Origin of the sequence: Tenacibaculum sp. MEBiC06402 (assembly GCF_049239625.1) — a bacterium.
Lineage (GTDB): Bacteria > Bacteroidota > Bacteroidia > Flavobacteriales > Flavobacteriaceae > Polaribacter.
The window spans coordinates 48829-69623 of record NZ_JBMKKT010000081.1; the positions used below are offsets into that span (position 1 = coordinate 48829).

At 32.2% G+C, this 20795-nt stretch carries 15 protein-coding genes; 7 read left to right on the forward strand and 8 right to left on the reverse strand.

Annotated features, from left to right (window positions below; translation table 11 throughout):
• Positions 1 to 23: 23 nt before the first annotated feature.
• From ACOSP6_RS01845 to ACOSP6_RS01855, 3 genes are read right to left on the reverse strand one after another with little or no spacing between them, the layout of a single operon-like run.
• Positions 24 to 3512: a hypothetical protein gene (locus ACOSP6_RS01845; protein WP_422095525.1), complete on the reverse strand. Its 3489-nt coding sequence runs from the start codon at positions 3510 to 3512 to the stop codon at positions 24 to 26.
• Positions 3513 to 3530: 18 nt separating this feature from the next.
• Positions 3531 to 5123, reverse strand: coding sequence for a hypothetical protein (locus ACOSP6_RS01850; RefSeq protein WP_422095524.1), 1593 nt, complete (start codon positions 5121 to 5123; stop codon positions 3531 to 3533).
• Between the two features lie 26 nt (positions 5124 to 5149).
• A complete protein-coding gene (locus tag ACOSP6_RS01855; protein ID WP_422095523.1) occupies positions 5150 to 6688 on the reverse strand; it encodes a hypothetical protein in 1539 nt (512 codons plus the stop codon).
• A 135-nt stretch (positions 6689 to 6823) separates the two neighbouring features.
• On the opposite strand from ACOSP6_RS01855, the gene ACOSP6_RS01860 reads away from it, so the two are divergent.
• Positions 6824 to 7192 carry a DUF1801 domain-containing protein gene (locus tag ACOSP6_RS01860; RefSeq protein WP_422095522.1) on the forward strand — a complete coding sequence of 123 codons (369 nt, stop codon included), beginning with the start codon at positions 6824 to 6826 and terminating at the stop codon, positions 7190 to 7192.
• 4 nt (positions 7193 to 7196) lie between these two features.
• Here the strand turns inward: ACOSP6_RS01860 and ACOSP6_RS01865 are convergent, their stop codons facing one another.
• A complete protein-coding gene (locus ACOSP6_RS01865) occupies positions 7197 to 8144 on the reverse strand; it encodes a transglutaminase domain-containing protein (RefSeq protein ID WP_422095521.1) in 948 nt (315 codons plus the stop codon).
• 133 nt (positions 8145 to 8277) lie between these two features.
• On the opposite strand from ACOSP6_RS01865, the gene ACOSP6_RS01870 reads away from it, so the two are divergent.
• A complete protein-coding gene (locus ACOSP6_RS01870; protein WP_422095520.1) occupies positions 8278 to 9018 on the forward strand; it encodes an outer membrane lipoprotein-sorting protein in 741 nt (246 codons plus the stop codon).
• A 75-nt stretch (positions 9019 to 9093) separates the two neighbouring features.
• Complete coding sequence (locus ACOSP6_RS01875) at positions 9094 to 12165, forward strand: WD40/YVTN/BNR-like repeat-containing protein (RefSeq protein ID WP_422095519.1); 3072 nt, start codon at positions 9094 to 9096, stop codon at positions 12163 to 12165.
• A gap of 38 nt (positions 12166 to 12203) precedes the next feature.
• Here the strand turns inward: ACOSP6_RS01875 and ACOSP6_RS01880 are convergent, their stop codons facing one another.
• Entirely contained in the window at positions 12204 to 13154 is a 951-nt protein-coding gene (locus ACOSP6_RS01880) for a transglutaminase domain-containing protein (protein ID WP_422095518.1), read from the reverse strand.
• Positions 13155 to 13261: 107 nt separating this feature from the next.
• On the opposite strand from ACOSP6_RS01880, the gene ACOSP6_RS01885 reads away from it, so the two are divergent.
• A complete protein-coding gene (locus ACOSP6_RS01885) occupies positions 13262 to 14140 on the forward strand; it encodes a DUF4846 domain-containing protein (RefSeq protein WP_422095517.1) in 879 nt (292 codons plus the stop codon).
• A 204-nt stretch (positions 14141 to 14344) separates the two neighbouring features.
• Here ACOSP6_RS01885 and ACOSP6_RS01890 read toward each other — a convergent pair whose 3' ends face one another.
• Together ACOSP6_RS01890 and kdsA are read right to left on the reverse strand one after the other, a co-directional pair.
• Positions 14345 to 14905: a hypothetical protein gene (locus tag ACOSP6_RS01890; RefSeq protein ID WP_422095516.1), complete on the reverse strand. Its 561-nt coding sequence runs from the start codon at positions 14903 to 14905 to the stop codon at positions 14345 to 14347.
• Positions 14905 to 15723 (reverse strand): 3-deoxy-8-phosphooctulonate synthase, encoded by an 819-nt coding sequence (kdsA, locus tag ACOSP6_RS01895; protein ID WP_422095515.1) that lies wholly within the window; start codon positions 15721 to 15723, stop codon positions 14905 to 14907. The genes ACOSP6_RS01890 and kdsA overlap by 1 nt, the downstream gene beginning before the upstream one ends.
• 66 nt (positions 15724 to 15789) lie before the next feature.
• Between kdsA and ACOSP6_RS01900 the strand changes: the two genes are divergently transcribed.
• The 3 genes from ACOSP6_RS01900 (at position 15790) to ACOSP6_RS01910 (ending at position 19130) form a co-directional block, all read left to right on the forward strand.
• Positions 15790 to 16767 carry a M20/M25/M40 family metallo-hydrolase gene (locus ACOSP6_RS01900; RefSeq protein WP_422095514.1) on the forward strand — a complete coding sequence of 326 codons (978 nt, stop codon included), beginning with the start codon at positions 15790 to 15792 and terminating at the stop codon, positions 16765 to 16767.
• Positions 16768 to 17022: 255 nt separating this feature from the next.
• On the forward strand, positions 17023 to 18507 hold the full coding sequence (locus ACOSP6_RS01905) for a S8 family peptidase (protein WP_422095513.1): 1485 nt from the start codon (positions 17023 to 17025) through the stop codon (positions 18505 to 18507).
• Positions 18508 to 18734: 227 nt separating this feature from the next.
• The gene (locus ACOSP6_RS01910) at positions 18735 to 19130 is read left to right on the forward strand and encodes a hypothetical protein (RefSeq protein ID WP_422095512.1); all 396 of its coding nucleotides are present in this window, start codon (positions 18735 to 18737) and stop codon (positions 19128 to 19130) included.
• A gap of 55 nt (positions 19131 to 19185) precedes the next feature.
• Here ACOSP6_RS01910 and ACOSP6_RS01915 read toward each other — a convergent pair whose 3' ends face one another.
• On the reverse strand, positions 19186 to 20022 hold the full coding sequence (locus tag ACOSP6_RS01915; protein ID WP_422095511.1) for a M57 family metalloprotease: 837 nt from the start codon (positions 20020 to 20022) through the stop codon (positions 19186 to 19188).
• Positions 20023 to 20795: the final 773 nt, after the last annotated feature.

A 20795-nucleotide genomic window follows, 5' to 3' on the forward strand; every position in this document is an offset into this window, starting at 1 on the left:
TTAATTTCAGACCTCTCGTTTTTTTATCCAGCCGGATTAATTAAATATTTAACATCGTCTGATTTCACCACATTTACCAAACCAATTATTGCACCGAAATATGCTATTCCAGCTCCAATAACACCAACTATTTCTCCAACTTCTGTTCCTTTTGCAGCTATACCGCCCGAAGCAGCACAACCTCCCCCATTCGACAGAATATCTTGACTGTAAGACCAACCATCTTCTTTATTCAAAATATTGGCAGGTAGCGCCAAACAGAAGTTTACAGCATCCACAACGGCTTCTGACCCAGCAGCTACTACTCCACTTGGAATTCTCTTGAATCCAATATCTTTAATAACCGTTAAGCCCCATGTAATTAGTTTAAGAACATACCCAGCTGTAGCATCCGTATTTTTTTTTATTGGAAATGTTAAGGCATCGGTAACTACCGAAAATGCTAATCCAATTTTATCCAAAACACCCATTTCAGAGTCATTCTCCTCACTTGCAAAAGAGATTAACGAAATGATACTAGCAGGAATTGCTGCTATAGCCGCGATCCCTCCTCCTATTTTGGAATAATATTCTGCTGGAGATGTTGCTCCAGTTAACACAAAATCTCCCTTTTTTTGATGACCGAAAAGACTTTTAAAGTAATCTGGTGATTTCATTCCGTAATCACCTTCGCTAAATGCTGTTTCACCGGTAATTACTTTATGAACAAAACAATAAGGAATAGCAATAATTAACGCAACTCCGTTAGTAATGGTTAACTTTTCCTCTTCTCCCATTAGAGCTGTAAAATATTTATATAATGTAGATAAGAATGGAATATTTAACTCTTCAGTTAAAAACGCCTGAATATCTCCAACAAAATCTTTTAAAAATTCTATAACTCCTAAGATTATTGTTTTAATAGGATCGATAATAAGTTTAATTAAATCTGGAATAAGCTTATATGCATCTTCTACGTTGCCCGATAGTACCGAAGAAAAATCTTCAATAACTTGGGCTATATCAGTAATGGTAACAGAAACTGTTGGTTCAATAACATCTTGATAAAATTGAATAAAAGGATTATTTGTTTTTAACTTTTGACCTGTTCCTCCTCCTAACAAATTATGATGCATTATCTGCGAGAAAACCCAACTTCCTGCAGAGGAATTCATCGGGTTATCTAGATTATGAGCTTGACTTAAACTTTGTGATTTAACATTAGACGGAAGAACTTGTGATAAAATCAAATCCTCGGCTTTGTTTAAGTTTGTTTCTAGAAAATCATGTATTTCCTGAAGTTTATTTTCCAAAACCTCAGCTCCATAATCAATTCCATTATTTAACAAAGCGGCGATAACCTTATGAGCATTCCAAACTGTATCTAAACCTAATAAATGCCCTAACCATCTTAAAATTGCTGTTAAATCTATCCCAACTAACTTCAGAACCCAATTAATGGCTTTAAAAACTGTCAACATTGTATCTAAAACAATGGTTAAAACTTTATCGGCAATAGTGAGTACAAAATGTAACACTTCACCTACTTTTTTAATAACAAAACTTACTCCATCCTTAAGAAAAGTAACTCCTTTTTCAATTAACTTAATTCCGTCGACAAAAGCATGCTCTAACCAATGTAATGCATCTCCGGCAAAGGTTTTAATATCATCTAAAATTCCTCCTGTAGAAATGAATCCTCCATCATTTGGATTATGATGCTGCCAAACACCATTCGAGAGCTTCATTCCCATGGAAAAATTTGACGGTAAATGACTAACATTCAATTTTCCTGTTTCTTTTACATTTACATCTGTAAGCGTTACAAAAACATGATTAGCCTCTTGAGTACCAACTTTATGTGTAGATGCTGCATTTGTTAGTTGATCTAAATTATATGCCACACCATTTACGGTATCATCGGATAACGATTTTGATAAAACGGGCTTGCCATCTTGATCTTTAGCATTTTTTAAATCGTTTCCGTTTTCGATAGCAGTTAATCCCTTCTCTATTTTTCCATTTTGATAAATATTAATAGTTTTAGATAAGAAACTAGCATTCAAATGTAAAATTGGAGACGAAATATCCTCTGTCATTTGAATAATATTGATGTTACCATGATTATCGGACTTTACTGTAGCAGGAACATCAACATCTAAACTATAAATTTGTCCATTTATATTAGCAAAAATCCATTCCGAAGAAAGTATTTCAACCTCTGTGTTCGGTAAAATAGTTCCGTTTTGATCGGTTAATTTAATATTTGTTGTAAACGACGTAAAATCAATTAAATATTCTCCGCCTTTGACATTAATAGTTCGTTGATTCCAAATAGTTGTTTTTCCATCTTGCCAAAAATGCACTACATTCTCTTTTTGATCTATTAGATAAAGTTCATTTGTGTTTTTGACTCTATTTCGAATTGGAGCAATGTGAAGTGTATTCTGATTAAATAAAATGGCATCATTAAATGTATAACTTCCATCTTTCTCTTTTTTCCCATATATGTAATACAAGCGATTTGGACTAGCGGTAGCCCAAACAGAAATACTTTCTTCATCTTCCGCAACAATTACCTGATGAACATCTTCAATTGTATCAGAAACAACTTGAAAACCTTTACTAATTTTACCTCCTTTAAACAAGTAAACACCTGTATTGGTTCCAATGTATAAATCAGAAGAAATTGTCATCGGATTGGTTTCTATTCCAGAGGAAACAGCCATACAATTGTAAGTCATATTTCTATACTTTTGTGGCAACTCAGAGTTTCCCGGACTAAAATCATAAGTTTCACTTCCTTCAAATTGATCCGCAATAGTTGTACATTCAAGAGTTTGTGTATCTCCTATTTGATACAAAAAGAATTTTCCTTTTTGTCCAAAGCAATATCCCAATTCAATTTCTGTTGGCTTATGGACGTTCTCTGGAAGTTCTAATTTTACAGCTTCATTTTTTTCATTTATCTCATAATAGAACTCGTTATTATTTATTTTTCCAGTTGATACAATTAAAGGTTTTTTCTGATCAGCTGATACTCCCAACCGAATGTGGTCTGCGATAAAATTTGCATCGATCCCACTTACCTTTTTACATAACGTATTAAAACTCTCCCAGTTTGTCTTTGAAAAATCATTCGACAACTGCGATGCCACAAAAATATCAGTAGAAGTACTTCCTGTTTTAGAAAGTGCTACTGCGATATTAATATTCCCTTGACTGTCCTCAGAAAGGTCAAATGTTACTGCTTTATCGTAACCTTTAAATCCAGAACTTAACTCTATTTGTGTAAAACCATCATTTGAGCCGTTAGTATATTTTAGCAATCTAAATTTATGATCAGATCCAATAGCAAAAATTATTGCATGTCCTAAGCTGTCTTGCGCAACTAAAATGGTGTCAGAAGGATCAACAGGTGATGCTTTTAATTGATTTTTCATCAACTCACAAGACACGAGCATATTAACCTCTTTAACATCTTTTAAACCAGATGCTTTCAACGTAACTATATCGTTTAAATGTGTACTCATAATAATTAATTTTAAAGGTTAATGCTCTGATTTATACGTTAATTGCAAATAAAAATTACCTTCATTGTCAATCGATGGATTTTTGAAGTAAAACACTTGACCTGCCGGTAATAAAACTGTAGATCGGACAGAGTTAGAAAGATTTGAAAAAGCCTGTCCTATATTTCCAATATTTGGAATTTTAAGATCCATTAAATCATCGAAAAGTTTTGTAAAAAAACCTTGATCTAATCCTAAAGTTAGAGCGTCTAGAATAGTTCCGATTATTTTACCGATTATCTCATATGTTTTTGCACAGTCATTTTTAGAAGAATCATGTTGAACATTATCCAAATTTGTACTTTGCGATATTTTCAACGTTGGATTTCCGTTAGCATCTTTGGTAGATTCAATCGTAATTTTCCCTGACCAATTAATGGTACCACCCGCATGAGCTTTTGCTGTACAGGTTAACATTTTCTTACTGACCTCCTTGTATAGCTTAATCTTTCCTTTAATATTGATGTCAACACTAGAGGTTTTATTATCAAATGAAACATCCAAGGTATTTACATATTGATCCGTTCCTGCATTAACATTTGACATGTTTAAGTGAATACCACTTCCAGATAAAGACTTTGCTTTATCGTATGAATTTCCACTTCCCACATTTATATGTCCATGAATTTGTTCAAAGACATTCTTTTGTAAGTTATTGTAAAGAGGCTTCAGTATTAATGCTTCCACTAAATCAGCATGAGAAACAATCATCTTGGCGTTGATATCTTCAGTTGCGCCAATCCAGTTTGTATCAAAAGTTCCAGGAGAACCAGAAATATGTCCGAATCCTCCCTTTGTAGCTAGAACAAAGTTTAAATTACTTTTATCACTATTTACAGGATCCTCATACATTGAATAGGTCGTTCCTACAGGTTTTAATTCTGCAGGGACTTCATCTTCCTGAGGAACTTTAGATAGGTTTGTTTGATTTATGGAATATCCTAAAATGTATGGATTTCCAGACTTTATCAGCCATTTTAAATAAAATTGCATAAATAAAACCATCTGCTGTATACCAACATCACCAGAATCTCCAGCATTAGTGTGAGTCGGATTAAATTTCAATAAATCTGTTGACTCAAAATCCATCAATAAAGAATTCACAGAAAACATGTTATCTGTAAAATTCTCCAGTTGATTTTTTACCAAGTCTGGAACTTTGATTTTCTTTCCAATATCATCTTGTGCAATTTTATATAAATCCATATCTACATCAATTCCATAGCACCAATCATTTATATCATATTCTTTTAAATGTGCTAACGGACCATTTCCTTCCCAAAATGCAGCTTTACCAGAGACCATATTTAATTTAAACGTAATGTTTAATCCACTTGTAGAAATATCTACCTGAGGCATAATATTGGCATTAATGTATGCACAATTCGGTTTTATTTTTGATGCATCGTTTACTACTTCGTAAACGTAATTGTTGTTCTGAACTTCCTGTACTAAAATAAAAGATGAATGTATCGTTCCATCTCTTAATAAGTGTACTAATTGATCGTTAATGGTTTTCTCAGTCATTGAAACAACCATATCAAATTGGTTAAAAATTGATGTGTTTTTCATATTGAATACTATTTGATTATGTTTGGTTAATTAAGATCTAAGTATAAATTTCCTTCATTATCAAAAGAAGGAGAGTTAGATGAAGGTGTTACCTTGTATTTTTTTCCTGTAGGAGTTAAAACGAAGGAACTTATTGCATTCGAAAAATTACCTAATGCAAGAGAAATAGTTCCGATTCCCGGAATATTTACACTGAATGCTTCGGACAAAAGGTTTGAAAAGAACCCACCATCGGTCCAACCTGTAAATACATCTAAAATTCCGCCTAATATTTTACCTATCCAGCTAAACGCTTTGGCACAACTATTTTTACTACTTCCAGAAGACTGATGAGTGATTTTGAAACCATTAGTTAATGACAAACCATTACCATCAATAGCAATTTTAACATTTCCTGACCAGCTAACACTTGCGCTAGCGTGAGCTCTCGCCGTGCAAAAAAGAGCACTCTTAGAAACTTCTTTATAAACCCTTAAAGATCCATTAAACGCTAGATTCGTAAATCCGTTGTTATTCTGAATAGTTACTGTGAAAGAATTTACATATTGATTATCTCCACTCCCATAATTTGCTATATTAAAACTCCAAGTATTTCCGCTTATAGACTTTGCTGCGTTGTAAGAGTTTCCATGCCCCACACTTACATGTCTAGAAACCTGAGAGTAAATTGTTTGACTTAAATTATTATAAAATGGTATTAGAATTAGATCTTCAAGCAAACACTGATGTGAAATAATCATTTTACCAGCAGTGCTTGCATTGGCGAACCAGTTACTAGTTAAAACACTCGGTGAACTTACAATTCTTTGATGACCTCCTTGAGTTACCATGGTGTAATTAAGATTACTCAATCCTTCATTAGAAGTATCCGCATAAACCGTAAAATCAGTTCCTGTTGGTTTTAATTGGGCAGGAAGTTTATCCGAAAAATTGGTACTTGTATCACTACTTATATTATAACCTAATATATACGGATTTTGAGTTGCATCTAAATGTTTGAAATAGAAACTCATAAATTCCACCATTTCCTTTGGACAGTCGGTGAATGCTGGATTTGAAGTTTCTAAATCAGAGGATACAAAATTTAAAAACAATGAATTTATAGAAAGATTACTTGCCTGTAAATCATTTAACTGTTGATTAATATTTGAGGAAGCTTTCAGCTTATCATTGAATCGGGTTAGCTCTAGATTAATATTGATACCATATTTCCAGCCGGTCATATCGTATTTTTTCAATTTAGCAATAGGACCAAATCCAGCTTTATCAACAAAATATCCAACTCCCGAATCGAAGTTCAATAAAAGCGTTACTGCAGAGCCAGATTGCTCGATTTTTATGCTTGGAGTAACTTCTCCGTTAATATACTCTGCTCCATCTGGAATATCAGAAGCAGATTGCACAACCGAATAGTTATAATTCCCTGAAGAATCCACAGTTCTGTAAACAATTAATTCCTTCTCAATTGTTCCATCATTTACTAGTCCAAGTAATTCGTTATTAATAGTATTCTCGGTAAAAGAGGCTATTATATCAAATTGATTAAATAACAGTGTATTTCCCATGTTTTGAAAGTTTTTTAGATGTTTGGTATTGATAATTGTCTTAAATTTACTTTCAAAAAACACGCATTTTACATTTAATACCCTAACTGTAAGCTATTTGAGAATAGCCGTTGTCGTATGAATAATAAAACATAAATGAAACCAGCAGAGGAGTTTATACTAAGGCAAGAAGAACCATATAAATCAATTTTACTTCAGCTTCAAATTCTAATTGAACAAAATTTTCCTGAGGTGGAACTTCAATATAAATGGAAAATTCCTTTTTATGTAAAAGATGGAAGTCCTTTTTGTTATTTAAATCCATCCAAAAAGAAAGGTTATGTTGATGTTGGATTTTATGGAAATAACCAGTTTAAAAAATACAATGATGTTGTTGTTTCTGAAGGCAGAAAAGTAGTAAAATCATTACGTTATTTTTCTATAGAAGACATTAATAGTAAAATACTTATCTATATTTTATCTGAAGCTAATCGAAAGAAAGAAAAAGGTTTTTGGAAGAAATAATAATTCAATCTTCTACTTTAAATGCTATTGCTGATTTATTATTAAAATAAAGCGTTAATATCCCTTCTTTATTGGAATTAATAATTACGTTGGTAAACTCTCCGGACCTTTTCACTCGAGGTGTTTTTGTAAAATTCTCATCATCAAATTTATAGGTAATTTTCAAATTTTCATTCACGTTTCTCAGTGTAATAAACTTCTTTTTCTCGCTGTTATTTAATTTTCCGCTCACTGGAGAGACTAATTCTGCTTTTGCCTTTATAAATCCATCCCAAAACATCGGCAAAGCACTAAACTTGTTAATGGTAAATTGATTTAAATAATCAGCCCATCTTTTTTTACTTGGGTAATGCGTAAGTCTCATTTGTTTGGTTGAAATATCGAAATAGCTGAAATTGCATTCTGGTCTATCTAAATTCCTATCGTAATCTATACCGTATGTGGCATCAATCATTAACCATCTTCCTTCGAGCTTAACAGCATTCCAAATATGATTTTTAAACTTTGGTTTAATTCCAATATCTTCTGGATTATTTCTTACATAACCTTTTACCAGCTCATTTTCGATATTAAAATAATCACATAACTTCTTTAATGTTAAAGCCATATGCTCACAAACACCTGATTTATCCTTTATTGATTCTTCAACCAACCTATCGTTTTTAGCTCTTATTTTTCTTGATAAATCTTCATTATCGAAATAAACTATTTGCTCTGGTTCATGTATAAATTTACTGTTTGAAACTTGATATTTTATATGTAAAGTTATCCACGCATATGTAGCTTTTACTTTATTAATATTTGTAGAGAAGTCCTTTTCTACTTTTTCAAATAATTCTCTTGATGAATTGATGTCTGTATAATTACGTACAATATTCTTAATCTGAAAATTACTTTGAGATTGTCCAATGAAAAAGACAAGAACACAACATAGGAAAACAATTTTTTTCATCTCTTTTTTTGCATATAATTTAATCAATAAATATAAATCATCAATAAAAAATCATATTTTTAAGAAAATCATGTAACAATTTACATTTTTGGTCTTCTAACCAAAATATACTATCATTAAAATAATCAATACAATGAAAAATCTTAAAACTTTACTTTTTGCATTTACACTGGTATTTTCTGGAACTACCATTTCTGCGCAAACTGCCGACGAAATAATCAATAATTATATTGAAAATATTGGAGGAAAAGAGAAACTTGAACAAATAAAAGGTGTTCAAATGATTGGTAACATGAAAATGCAAGGAATGGAAATTCCTTTTGAAATGTTATCTACTAAAGACGGAAAACAATTAGTTTCTATTGAACTACAAGGAAATAAAATGGTTTGGTCTGCTTTTGATGGAGAAACTTCTTGGCAAAGAAACCAGATGACAATGGAAGCAGAAAAAAGTGACAATGAAGCAACCGAAAATTTAAAAAACGAATTAGAACAATTTCCTGATCCATTTTTAAACTACAAGGAAAAAGGATACACAGTTGAATTGATTGGAAAAGAGACAATTGATGGCACTGAAACTTTTAAAATTAAATTAACGAAAAAACCAGTTTTAGTGAATGGTGAATTAGTACCAAACATTACTCACTACTATTTTGATACTGAAAACTTTGTCCCAATTGTTACTGAATCTCAAGTAAACCAAGGACCAATGAAAGGTCAGACTGTAAAATCTACCTTGAGTGATTATCAAGAGGTTGATGGAATTTATTTTCCTTTCAGTATTGGAAGTCAATTTCAAACTATGGAATTCAAAGAAATTAAATTGAATCCAGAAGTTGATGCTACTTCTTTTGCTTTACCAGCGAAGAAATAATAAAAATATTTATACTAACTTAACTTAATTTCAGTACGGTGTTATTGTAGCGATAACACTGTACATACTTTTATTATGAATAAGCTGATTAAAGTTTTAGCTTGTAGCTTCATTACCGTTACTACAAGTATAAACGCACAAGATATAGTTCTGAAAGGAAAAGAACTCTTCGGAAATTTAGAAGCAAGAGAAATCGGTCCTGCTTTAATGAGTGGTCGAATTATCGATCTTGAAAATCATCCGACAAATCCAAAAATAATTTATGCCGGAGCTGCAGGAGGTGGCGTTTGGAAATCTGAAAATGCTGGTGCTTCCTTCGTGCCTATTTTTGATGAACATGCACAATCTATTGGTAGCATCGCTATCGACCCAAGTGATCCTGATAACACTATTTGGGTCGGAACTGGAGAGATTTGGACACGTAATAGTGTTTCGTTGGGTGATGGTTTATATAAATCAAAAGATGGCGGTGCAAACTGGAAAAAGATAGGTTTTGATAAATCAGAACGTATCAGTAGTATTAAGATTAATCCGAATAATTCTAATGAAGTTTATGTTGCTGTTTTAGGAGCGCTTTGGAGTGACAGTGAAGAAAGAGGTGTTTATAAAACTACTGATGGTGGAAAAACTTGGGATAAGATTTTATATACAAACGAAAAAACTGGAGCAAGTGATTTAATAATGGATCCAACAAACCCAAACATCCTGTATGCTTCTATGTGGGAGTTCAGAAGGACAGGTTGGGGATTCAACTCAGGTGGACCTGGAAGTGCTTTATATAAGTCAACCGATGCAGGTAAAACTTGGAATAAAATACATAATGGTTTTCCTCAAGGAGATTTAGGTCGTTTTGCAATTGCTATTGCTCCTTCTAAACCAGAATTAATTTTTGCAGTTGTAGAAAGCAAAGAAAATAAAGGTTTATATCGTTCTGATGATGCTGGAAAAAACTGGAAATTATTAAACAGTGATTTCGGTTTAGTGGTTCGTCCTTTCTATTTTTCTAGATTAGTTGTTCACCCAACAAATCCGGATATTTTAGCTAAAGGAGGATTGTTCGGTTCTATCTCAAGAGACGGAGGAAAAACGTTTAAGAACCTAGGAGAGATGCATGCCGATATCCACGATATTATATTTGATATTAAAAACCCAGATGCCATGTTTGTAGGAACAGATGGTGGTGTTTATAGAAGTTGGGACGGTGGAGCAACTATGGATATGGTCGATAATCTTCCGCTTTCTCAATTTTATCATATTAGTGTTGATAATCAAGAGCCTTATAATATTTACGGAGGATTGCAGGACAACGGTTCTTGGTACGGTCCTTCTTCTTCTCCTGGAGGAATTGAAGCAAGAGATTGGAAACGTGTTGGAGTTGGTGATGGATTTAGAGTATTAAAACACCCAACTAAAAACATTATCTATTCTGAAATGCAAGGCGCACAACAAGTTTGGAGATACGATGTTGATAAAAATTATAATAAAACTATTCAGCCATTACCTATTAAAGGTGAAGCAGATTTACGTTTTAACTGGAATGCTCCAATGGCGGTAAGTACACATCAACCAGATCGTTTTTACATGGGAAGTCAATTTTTACATGTGAGTGAAGACATGGGAGATAACTGGAAGAAAATTTCTCCAGACTTAACAACGAATGATCCAGCTAAACAAGATAAAGAATCAGGAGGTATTTCTGTGGACAAATCTGGTGCTGAAACACATACTACAATTTTCACAATTGCAGAGTCTCCTCTAGATGAAAACGTAATTTGGGTTGGAACAGATGATGGAAATGTTCAAGTAACTCAAAACGGAGGAAAATCTTGGGAGAATACAGTTACTAATATTTCTGGTTTACCTAAAAATACTTGGGTGTATCATATTGAAGCTAGTTCTCATAATAAAGGGACAGCTTATGCTGTTTTTGACGGACATACTTCAGGAGATATGAATACGTATGTATACAAAACTACTGACTTTGGTAAAACTTGGAAATCAATAGTTACTGATGATATTATTGGTTTCGCAAGAAACATTCAGGAAGATTATGTGAATGAAGATTTACTATTCTTAGGTACTGAATTTGGTTTATTCATTACTATTGATGGTGGGAAAAACTGGTCAAGATTTACAAACAAAATGCCAGCAACTGCAGTTCACTTTATCGATTTACAAAAACAAACAAACGATTTAGTCTTAGGTACCCACGGACGTGGTGTAATTATAATTGATGATATTTCTCCGTTACGTGAAGTAAATCAAGGAATGTTATCAAAGAATGTTCATTTCTTCAATTCTAAACCTGGTATTATTAAAGAACAAGGTGGTTTTGGTGGAGGAAGTACAGAACTGCAATTTGTTGGAAGCAATCCAAGTTCTGCTGCTAAGATTATTTATTATTTAAAAAAGCGTCATACGTTTGGTAAAATGACTTTGACTATTAAAGATGAAAATGATAAAGTTGTCACTACCTTGGTTCCAGGAAAATCAAAAGGAATTAATATTGTTACTTGGAATTTCAGACAGAGAAACCCAAAAGTTGCAGCGGGTAAAAACTTTACTTCAGGTGGATTCACAGCTCCTAGAGTCCCTGCTGGAACTTATAAAGTTATTCTTAAAAAAGGAAAAAAAGAATATACAAATACTATTGTAGTTCAAAATGATCCTAAATCTCAAATAAGTGATAATGATAGAATAGCTCACAGAAAAACTACCATGGAATTGTACAATGACATGGAAAATTTAGCATATTTAGTACATAAAGTTGATGCCTATTTAAAATCAGCAAATCGCCTAAAAGATGATAAAAAGTTTAAAAAAGCAGCAACCAAAGTAATTGAAGCGTTACAACCGTTAAAAGAAACATTAGTGGTTACTACCGGTGACAATTATGTTGGTGAAGCTGAACCTGAACTTCGTGAGAAGCTTTCTGATTTGTATTCTGAAGTTGCAAATCAATTTGAAAAGCCATCATTAGCACAATTAGAAAATCAAGGTGTATTAAAAGCTCGGTTGACAAAAGCTCAAGAAGATTTTGAAAAGATTCAGAAGAAGGTAATTTCCAAATTTGAAAAACTAAAAGTAAAACAAGGTAAAAAGCCAACAAAAATTTTAAGTAAAGAAGACTTTTTATCTAAAAAATAACAAACAAAAATCCTCTTGAACATTCAAGAGGATTTTTTTTATTGTATTAAAAACTCAAGAGCCACTTCCCTATTTATTAATAAAAATAAAGCTTTCGCTCCAGGAGGAGGAACTATTGAAACAATTGTCTTTTCACCTTTATTTGTTGTTTTTGGTTTCACAGCTCTCGTTGACCCTAAAAAGCCCACGAGAATTTCTTTATCCGTTGCATTTTGCAATTCCATTAAAACACTTCCATCACTCTTCCTATTCAAAATACCAGAACTCGGAGATGATAATTCCACATTAGATTTCAAAAACTCGTGACTATAAATTGGCTGATTGTAATACTCTTCTTTCTCAATTCTTCCAACTCTTAATTTCCAAATAGATTTCTCAGGTAAATGAGTTTTAAAATATTTATCTTTAGGAATGTTATAATAATAAGGATTAAACTTACGAATCCAACGTCCATTATATTCCGATCCGGCACCCCAAGTGGCGTCAATATAGATCCAATTACCATTCAATTTTACAGCATTCCAAGAGTGATTTGGACTTTGTAATGGTTTCCCTATCCGATTAGAAGAACTTCTCACATAACCTTCTATCACTTCATTCTCTATATTTAATAAAGTACATACCTTTGCAAATGTCCTTGCATATCCTTCGCAAACAGCTTTTCTTGACGAAAGTGTTTCATCCACAATTTCATCATGCAATGCTCTTAATTTCCTATCTCTTTCTTCTAAAGTTTGATATCTAAAAGTCATTTTAGTTACCCGATTCGGGTTGTAAAACTCTTCCAAATCATAGCGAATATTCTCCGTCAACCAACTATAAAGTGCTTTCACTTTACTTTCTTTACTTGAAAAATCCTCTCTAATGTAATTAGCCAGCTCCTCCGCTGATAGTAACTTTGGGTATTCCTTGATTTTTAAATTAATCGCAGAAAAGTCCTGGGAAAATCCTGTAATAGAAATAAAAAGTGCTACAAATAAAATTCTCATATTTATGTTTTAAACGATTCATTTGAATCAAAAATCATGCCTTCGAAATAAATGCTTATACTAAAACAACCTATTCTGATGTTATAAATATAATATGTATTCAAGCTATGAAAAAAATTCTAATCTTTATCTGTCTTAGTGCTCTAGCTATTTTTTTAGTTAGAATGAACTCAAAAGGAAAACAAATTACGAACCATTTAAAAGGCATTGTTAAAAACACTATCTCAAAACCAAATCATATAAATTTCTCTGGAGATTCGATTTCTACAAGAGTTAAAGTTCCTAAAGGGTTCAAACGAGTTCAATACCCAAAAGGTTCTTTTCAAGAATATCTAAGAAATTATAAGCTTAAAAAACACGGCTCGCCAATTATTAATTTCGATGGATCAGAGTATTTTGCGCAACATTGGCATGATGCTGTTTTGGAAGTCCCAGTTCCAAAAAACGGTTTACAACAATGCGCAGATGCTTTAATGAGGATTAGATCTGAATTTTTGTGGAGTAAAAATTTACAACAAAAGATTGGATTTAAATTTACTTCAGGTCATTATTGCTCTTGGAAACAATATGCCGAGGGCTTCAGACCAAAAATAAATGGCAATAAAGTAAAATTTCAGAAGACTGCGACTCCTAATTTTTCAAGGAAAAATTTTTACAAATACTTAAACCTCATCTTTATGTATGCTGGTACTGCTTCTCTCCACGCCGAATTACCGAAAGTTAGTATAAAGAATTTAAAAATCGGAGACATGTTAGTACAACCTGGTTTTCCTGGTCATATTGAAATTATTGTTGATGAAATAATAAATGAAAGTGGAGAAAAAATGTACTTATTAGCACAAGGAAACACTCCTGCTCAAAATGTTTGTTTACTAAAGAATTTCGAAAATCTTGAAATTTCCCCTTGGTATCAATTTGCGGAAAATAAACCTATTTACACACCAAGTTATTATTTTAACGAACCTGTATTTATACGCTTTAAATAAAAAAGGAGAAGCACCAATATATATAATATCCCCAATACGGTACTTCTCCAAAAATCATAGTTATTATGTAACTAATCAGATGGGAATTTATTCAACTAAATTGACAAGACATTTTTTTATCGATGAGAAGATGTAAAAGTATAGACGGATGAATTTTTTCAAATAAAGCATCTCACTTTCCAGAAAAATAAATATCTGATGATTTTAACATGAAAGGTATGCGATGCACTCTTCTCTAATTTTCCAGACTTCATCGAACGAGAAGTCAACTTTTTTCTCTTGAATCCATTCTTTTATGTAATCCTGGTGATAATTAACTTTATAATTTGCAACCTGTTCTGGTAAAATAGACATTTCGCAGAGTATATCTTTTTCGATTTTTTCAAAGCTTGATTTAGTGGAAGTAGCATCTAAACCTTTACCACAAACTTTTAAATAACAATGCGCTTCAGGAATGTAATCTACTTTATATTTTTCCAATATCATTCCTACATTGGTGTTCTCTGCATTCATTTTGTATATAGCCAAAACTAAATCTATCTCTACTTGATCATTCTCTATGGCTAGCGCTTTTAAAAATGCATGCTTAGAACTACAGCTCCCCTTACCTTCTTTCAAAACTAAAGATAAATCGGTTCTATTAGTATTTCTGCCATAAGGCAAAGACTTTACATATTTTACTAATTCCAACCATTTAGTAATTTTTTTAGCTCTAGTTAACTCGGATAATTCTTTGGTGGAAGTAATTGAGAAGTCAAAAACCATTATAATCCGTTAACAACTTTACGGATGGCTACGAGATTAGTTAATAATTTTTCTAAATAATCCAAATGAAGCATATTTGCACCGTCAGATTTAGCATTAGCTGGATCAAAATGAGTTTCCATAAATAGCCCGTCAATATTATTTACAACACCAGCTCTTGCAATAGTCTCGATCATATCAGGTCTTCCTCCTGTTACCCCAGAACTCTGATTTGGCTGTTGCAAAGAATGTGTAACATCTAAAACAGTCGGAGCATACTTTCTCATGGTTGGTATACCTCTAAAGTCAACAATCATATCTTGATATCCAAACATCGTACCTCTATCAGTAATCCATACATTATCATTACCAGAATCCTTCACCTTCTTTACAGCATGCTGCATAGCTTCCGGACTCATAAACTGTCCTTTCTTTAAATTTACCACTTTCCCAGTTTTAGCTGCTGCCACTACTAAATCCGTTTGACGAACTAAAAATGCTGGAATTTGTAACACATCTACATACTCCGCAGCTTTTGATGCGTCATCTACCTCGTGAATATCAGTTATAGTAGGAACATTGAACGTTTCTGATACCTTCTTTAATATCTTTAATGCTTTCTCATCTCCTATTCCCGTAAAACTATCAATTCTACTTCTATTTGCTTTTTTAAAACTTCCCTTAAACACAAAAGGAATTTCCAATTTATCGGTAATTTGAAGTACCTTTTCTGCAATTCGCAAAGCCATTTCTTCTCCTTCAATAGCGCATGGTCCAGCTAATAAAAAAAAGTTATTCGAATTTGTGTGTTTTATATTCGGAATATTTGATAAATTCATCGGTAAAATTTTTACACAAAACTACAAAATTATATTATCTCAGTCTAAAATTTAAACGGTTCACAAATGAAAAAAATAAGCATATTTATAGCGACACTAATGATTTTTGCCTCTTGCAAAGAATATACAAAAGCAAATGCTCAGGAGTCTAAAAAACAAAAAGAAACGACGGAAGAAATTACATTCAATCCAGCCACAATAAAAAAACACCTGTACACCTTAGCTTCAGATGAAATGCAAGGAAGAGCTACAGGAACACCAGGAATTGAAAAAGCTGCTCGGTATATTGAGAATGAATTCAAAAAAATTGGATTAACCTATTATGACAATCTAACTTCATATCGACAAAATTTCGAACAAAATGGAATTAAAATGTTCAATGTAATAGGAGTTCTAGAAGGAAAAAGTAAGAAAGATGAATATGTTATTGTATCCGCGCATTATGACCACCTTGAAATGAAAAAAGATGGTGATGGTGATAGAATTTATAATGGAGCAAATGATGATGCATCAGGAGTTACAGGCGTAATCGCACTTGCTGAATATTACAAGAAAAAAGGAAATAACGAAAGAAGTATTGTATTTGTATGTTTTACAGCAGAAGAAATGGGACTTATAGGTTCTAAATATTTTGGAAAGGGAATTGACGCTTCTAAATTTGTAGCAGGAATCAATTTAGAACTTATCGGAAAGGAACCAAAAACAGGACCAAAAACAGCTTGGTTAACTGGTTTTGAAAGATCTAACTTCGGAAAAATCATTCAAAAAAATCTTGAGGGTACTGGATATAAATTGTTCCCAGATCCATATCCAAAATATAACTTGTTTTTCAGATCAGATAATGCTTCATTAGCTCGCTTAGGAGTTCCATCCCATACGTTTTCAACAACGCCAATTGATATTGACCCAGATTATCATAAAGTAACAGATGAAGCAGAAACGCTAGACGTAAATGTTTTAACCGAAACAATCAAAGCAGTGGCTGTAGGTACGGCATCAATTATAAACGGAAAAGACACTCCTACAAGAGTTGTTATAGAATAAACCGTTTTTCATAATATTTAAATTTTTAACCCTTAAAAAAACCACATCTTTAAAAAAAGATGTGGTTTTTTGCATACCAACACAAAATAATTACAAGATCAATAGATTTAACACATTAAACCAATTTTATTAAGGATTTTTAGTATAAATATTGTCATTTTGATAATTAATAACGTATAAAATTATTTATTTATCTGTTTTTTTATTCATTTTTTAATATATTCGCTATCACAAAACTTAAAAACCCTTCAAAAAATGAAAAAACTAATACTCAGCCTAGCTGTTGCTACGGCTATTGTCTCTTGTTCAAAAAACGAAGAAATTCCTCAACAAAACGTTGAACAACAAACTGAACTATTTTCAAAAGAACAAATCAACACTAAAATTCAAGAGTCTATTGATACTCAAGGAGATTTCTTCTGGATGGAAACCGATGCTCATACTATTTGGAGTGCCGTTAAACATGGCGACAATATGTTAACTATTGGTTATGGAAACTCAGCTGATGAATTTCAAAAGAATGCATTATCCGAAACTATCCAAAATGATTTAATTCAACTTGTAAGAAAATTTGAAAAAACAACTGAATCTTCAAAAAGCAAAGAAGAACTATACGTTGATCAAACATTAAATATTATTGATATTAAAGTTGATAATAAAGAAACCATTGAAGCTTTACTAAAAGATGAAAGAGTTCGTTATTTAGAGCCAGCATCTTATAAATTGGAGAGCAATGATGGCATCACTAAATCTGGAGAAGGATTTGGATGTGGTTTTAGCTCAAGAACACTTTCTTCTTCTGATTATCGCACGATAGCTCCTGGAGCTAGAGTCCCTTGGAATTTTGATATTCACAATATTCCTGCTGCATGGAACTATAGTACTGGTAGAGGAATTACTGTAGCTGTAATTGATTCGGGTTTATCTCCAAATCAAAGATTAATGAACCAAGAATTTAATGATGGTTATTCTTCAGGTAGAACTGTTCAAAAATATGGTACTTATGTTGACTCTTGGTGGGCTTGGTCTAACAATTACGACGGAGTAAACGACAAATGTGGACACGGAACAAGTATGGCCTCTGTAGCTACTGCACCTAGAAATAACAACAATTTACCTGTAGGTGTAGCTTACAACGCAAACTTGGTTTCTTATCGTTCTGTTCAAAATGTTTTAATTGATGACTACCACGAAAAAAGAGGTGTTGCTGAGGCATTAACAGCTATCGGAAACAGAAGTGATATAAAAATTGTTTCAATGTCGATTGGCTCTCCTTTCAGTAGCTCTAGAGTTGCGGATGCAATTAGATATGCATATAACAGAGGAAAATTAATTATCGCTGCTGGTGGTACTTCAACAGGATTAACAAACTGGTATGGTGTAATTTTCCCAGCAAACATGAATGAAACAGTAGCTGTTACAGGTTTAAAAGAAGGAAGATACTCAAGATGTGGTAATTGTCATTCTGGTTCAAAAATTGATTTCACGATTGAAATGGAGCGTAATTCAGGAAATTTTGTACCTGTTTTAAGTTATTACAATGGAGCTTCAAATTACGTAGGAGGATCTTCTGTTGCAACTGCAACTACTGCTGGTATTGCTGCATTAGTTTGGGCTAGAAATCCAGGATGGTCTCGTTCGCAAGTTTTAGATAAAATGAAAAGAGCTGGAGAGTTCTATCCAAATAGAAATTCAAGTTTCGGATATGGTAATATTGATGCTTTAAAAGCAGTTCAATAATAAATAATCCCTTTATAAAAGACTTAATTAAGTCAACCAATTAAATCGAAAACTCTACACAATCGTGTAGGGTTTTTATTTTTTAAAACTATTTGATTCAATTTGGCATGAAATTAGTAGTTAACAAAGTATAACTTATTCGCCCGAAACTACAATAATAATAGGTTTTAAATGAGTATTTTGTAACTTGCACCCGATTATAGACAATTATTGAATTAAATAGAAATATGAAAAAAATTACGATAGTATTATTTTTATTCACAACAATCTTTTCATCAATTGCACAAAACAGAGATGGATCTTTATTTTATACAACAGTAGAAAAAACAGATTCTATTTATAAAGCAAACATTGATATTTATGAAGTTGGGAAAATTGAATACATTGAAATTCAATTGGTAGATGAAGACAAAAATGAATTGGCCTCTGACATGGCACAATTAATTAATAGAGAGGGAAAATATTTATTATCCTTTAAAGACAAAGAAACACCAGTTTATCCGGAAAATATAGATTTAACATTAAAAAACGAGTATAATAACATTAAATACCCGCAAATAAATATTAAACTCTACGACTCAAGCTTGCGAATACTGGATTATTCACAAACCGTATTTTACTAAAATATAAAACCCGAGGATTGCTCCTCGGGTTTTTTAATACTAAAAATCTTAAATTTTAGTATAGATAGTTTAATGCTGTAATGTCGTTACTGTTAAACTCTCCGTTAGTGCTTCCACTGAAACAAGCTAACATGATTGAAGTTGGATCGTATCCTGAAGGAGTTCCTGGAATTGGATTAGCTCCAACACCTGCAGAACCTTCATTTACGTTTTGTCCACAACTTTGTCTAGAGAAGTAATCTGAGTGACGGAAACCTACTGAGTGTCCAATCTCGTGAGTGATTACGTGCTCGTTTACGTTATTACTAAATCCATCTAAACCATAGATTTGAACCCACTTAAATGGCGCTCCTCCTTCTGGGAATCCAGCAGATCCACCAGAACCACTTTGGTTTGGATTTACATAAACAACCATATCTTTATCTTGGTAGTTAGTACCAAAAGTCAAGTTAAATCTAATAGACAAATTTAATCTATTGTAGTTGTTTACCGCCCATTGTAATCCAGTTTGACCTTTAGAAGAAAGACCGAAACCTCCACCACCAGTATAACCGATGATATCAATTACAGTGTTTTGCGCAACTAAGTTGTTTGTGTGATAATTTTTACCAGTAACACCCTGAAGGTTTGGTAATCCCATAACTTGGTCTTCAGACATGTGAATGTCTTCTTCCATTTGAATCATAGGGATTGTAGAACCGTCAGGTAAAAAGAAATCTACTTTCTTTACATTAGTAGTGTTTACATCATAGTTAGCTAATTTAGCTACTACTTCAGGAGAAACATTACTTTGTGTAGCATCTGTTGGCTGCTCGTTGTTCTCAGTTTGACATGCGAAAAAACTAGCCCCAACTAGTAATAATGCAATTCGGGAGAATTTCATTTTTTTCATTTTTAAATTTAGTTTTTAATGGTTAATAAAAAATTTTTAACTAAAATATAACATTTTCTTTATCATTTTAACACTTCTTTATTATTTTACAAAATAATCCTAAATGTTGACATTTAAACATTATTGTGTTATTTTAAACGTTTATCACACTAAATATTAACCATTTAAACTCTTTATCCTATTTACTGACTAGAGAATTACTATAAATAAAACATATTTGTGTTATTTTAAACTTTAACACTAAAAAATAACAATTTCTTAAAACAAAAAACTTCAAGAAAATCTTGAGGTTTAAAGTCTAACCAAACTTAGTATAAAAACTAACTACTACTATTTAAAACTATTTACACTTAAAATTATATTAACTTCTAAAAGTCTTTATTTTTTTTGAGGATTATTATTTCCTATCTAAGGATTTTACTTTTTTGTTTCTTATTTTTTACTGGTAAGAAATTTTGCTTTTCTCTTACATTATATAAGACACATTATTTTCGAAAAAGTCACAAATAATTTATTTAAAAAAATAAAGAAACCTCAAACTTTCGTCTGAGGCCTCCTCGTCTAACCAAACTTAGTATAAAAACTAACTACTACTATTTTACTATTATTTATTTTTTACAAAGAATCAATTAAATCTTGATTCTATTATTTAGACCCGTTTATCTATTTAAAGTCACTTAATTTGAAAATCTTTTTGTTAAAAGAAGCCTCAAACATCGGCTTGAGGCTCTTTGTCTAACCAAACTTAGTATAAAAACTAACTACTACTATTT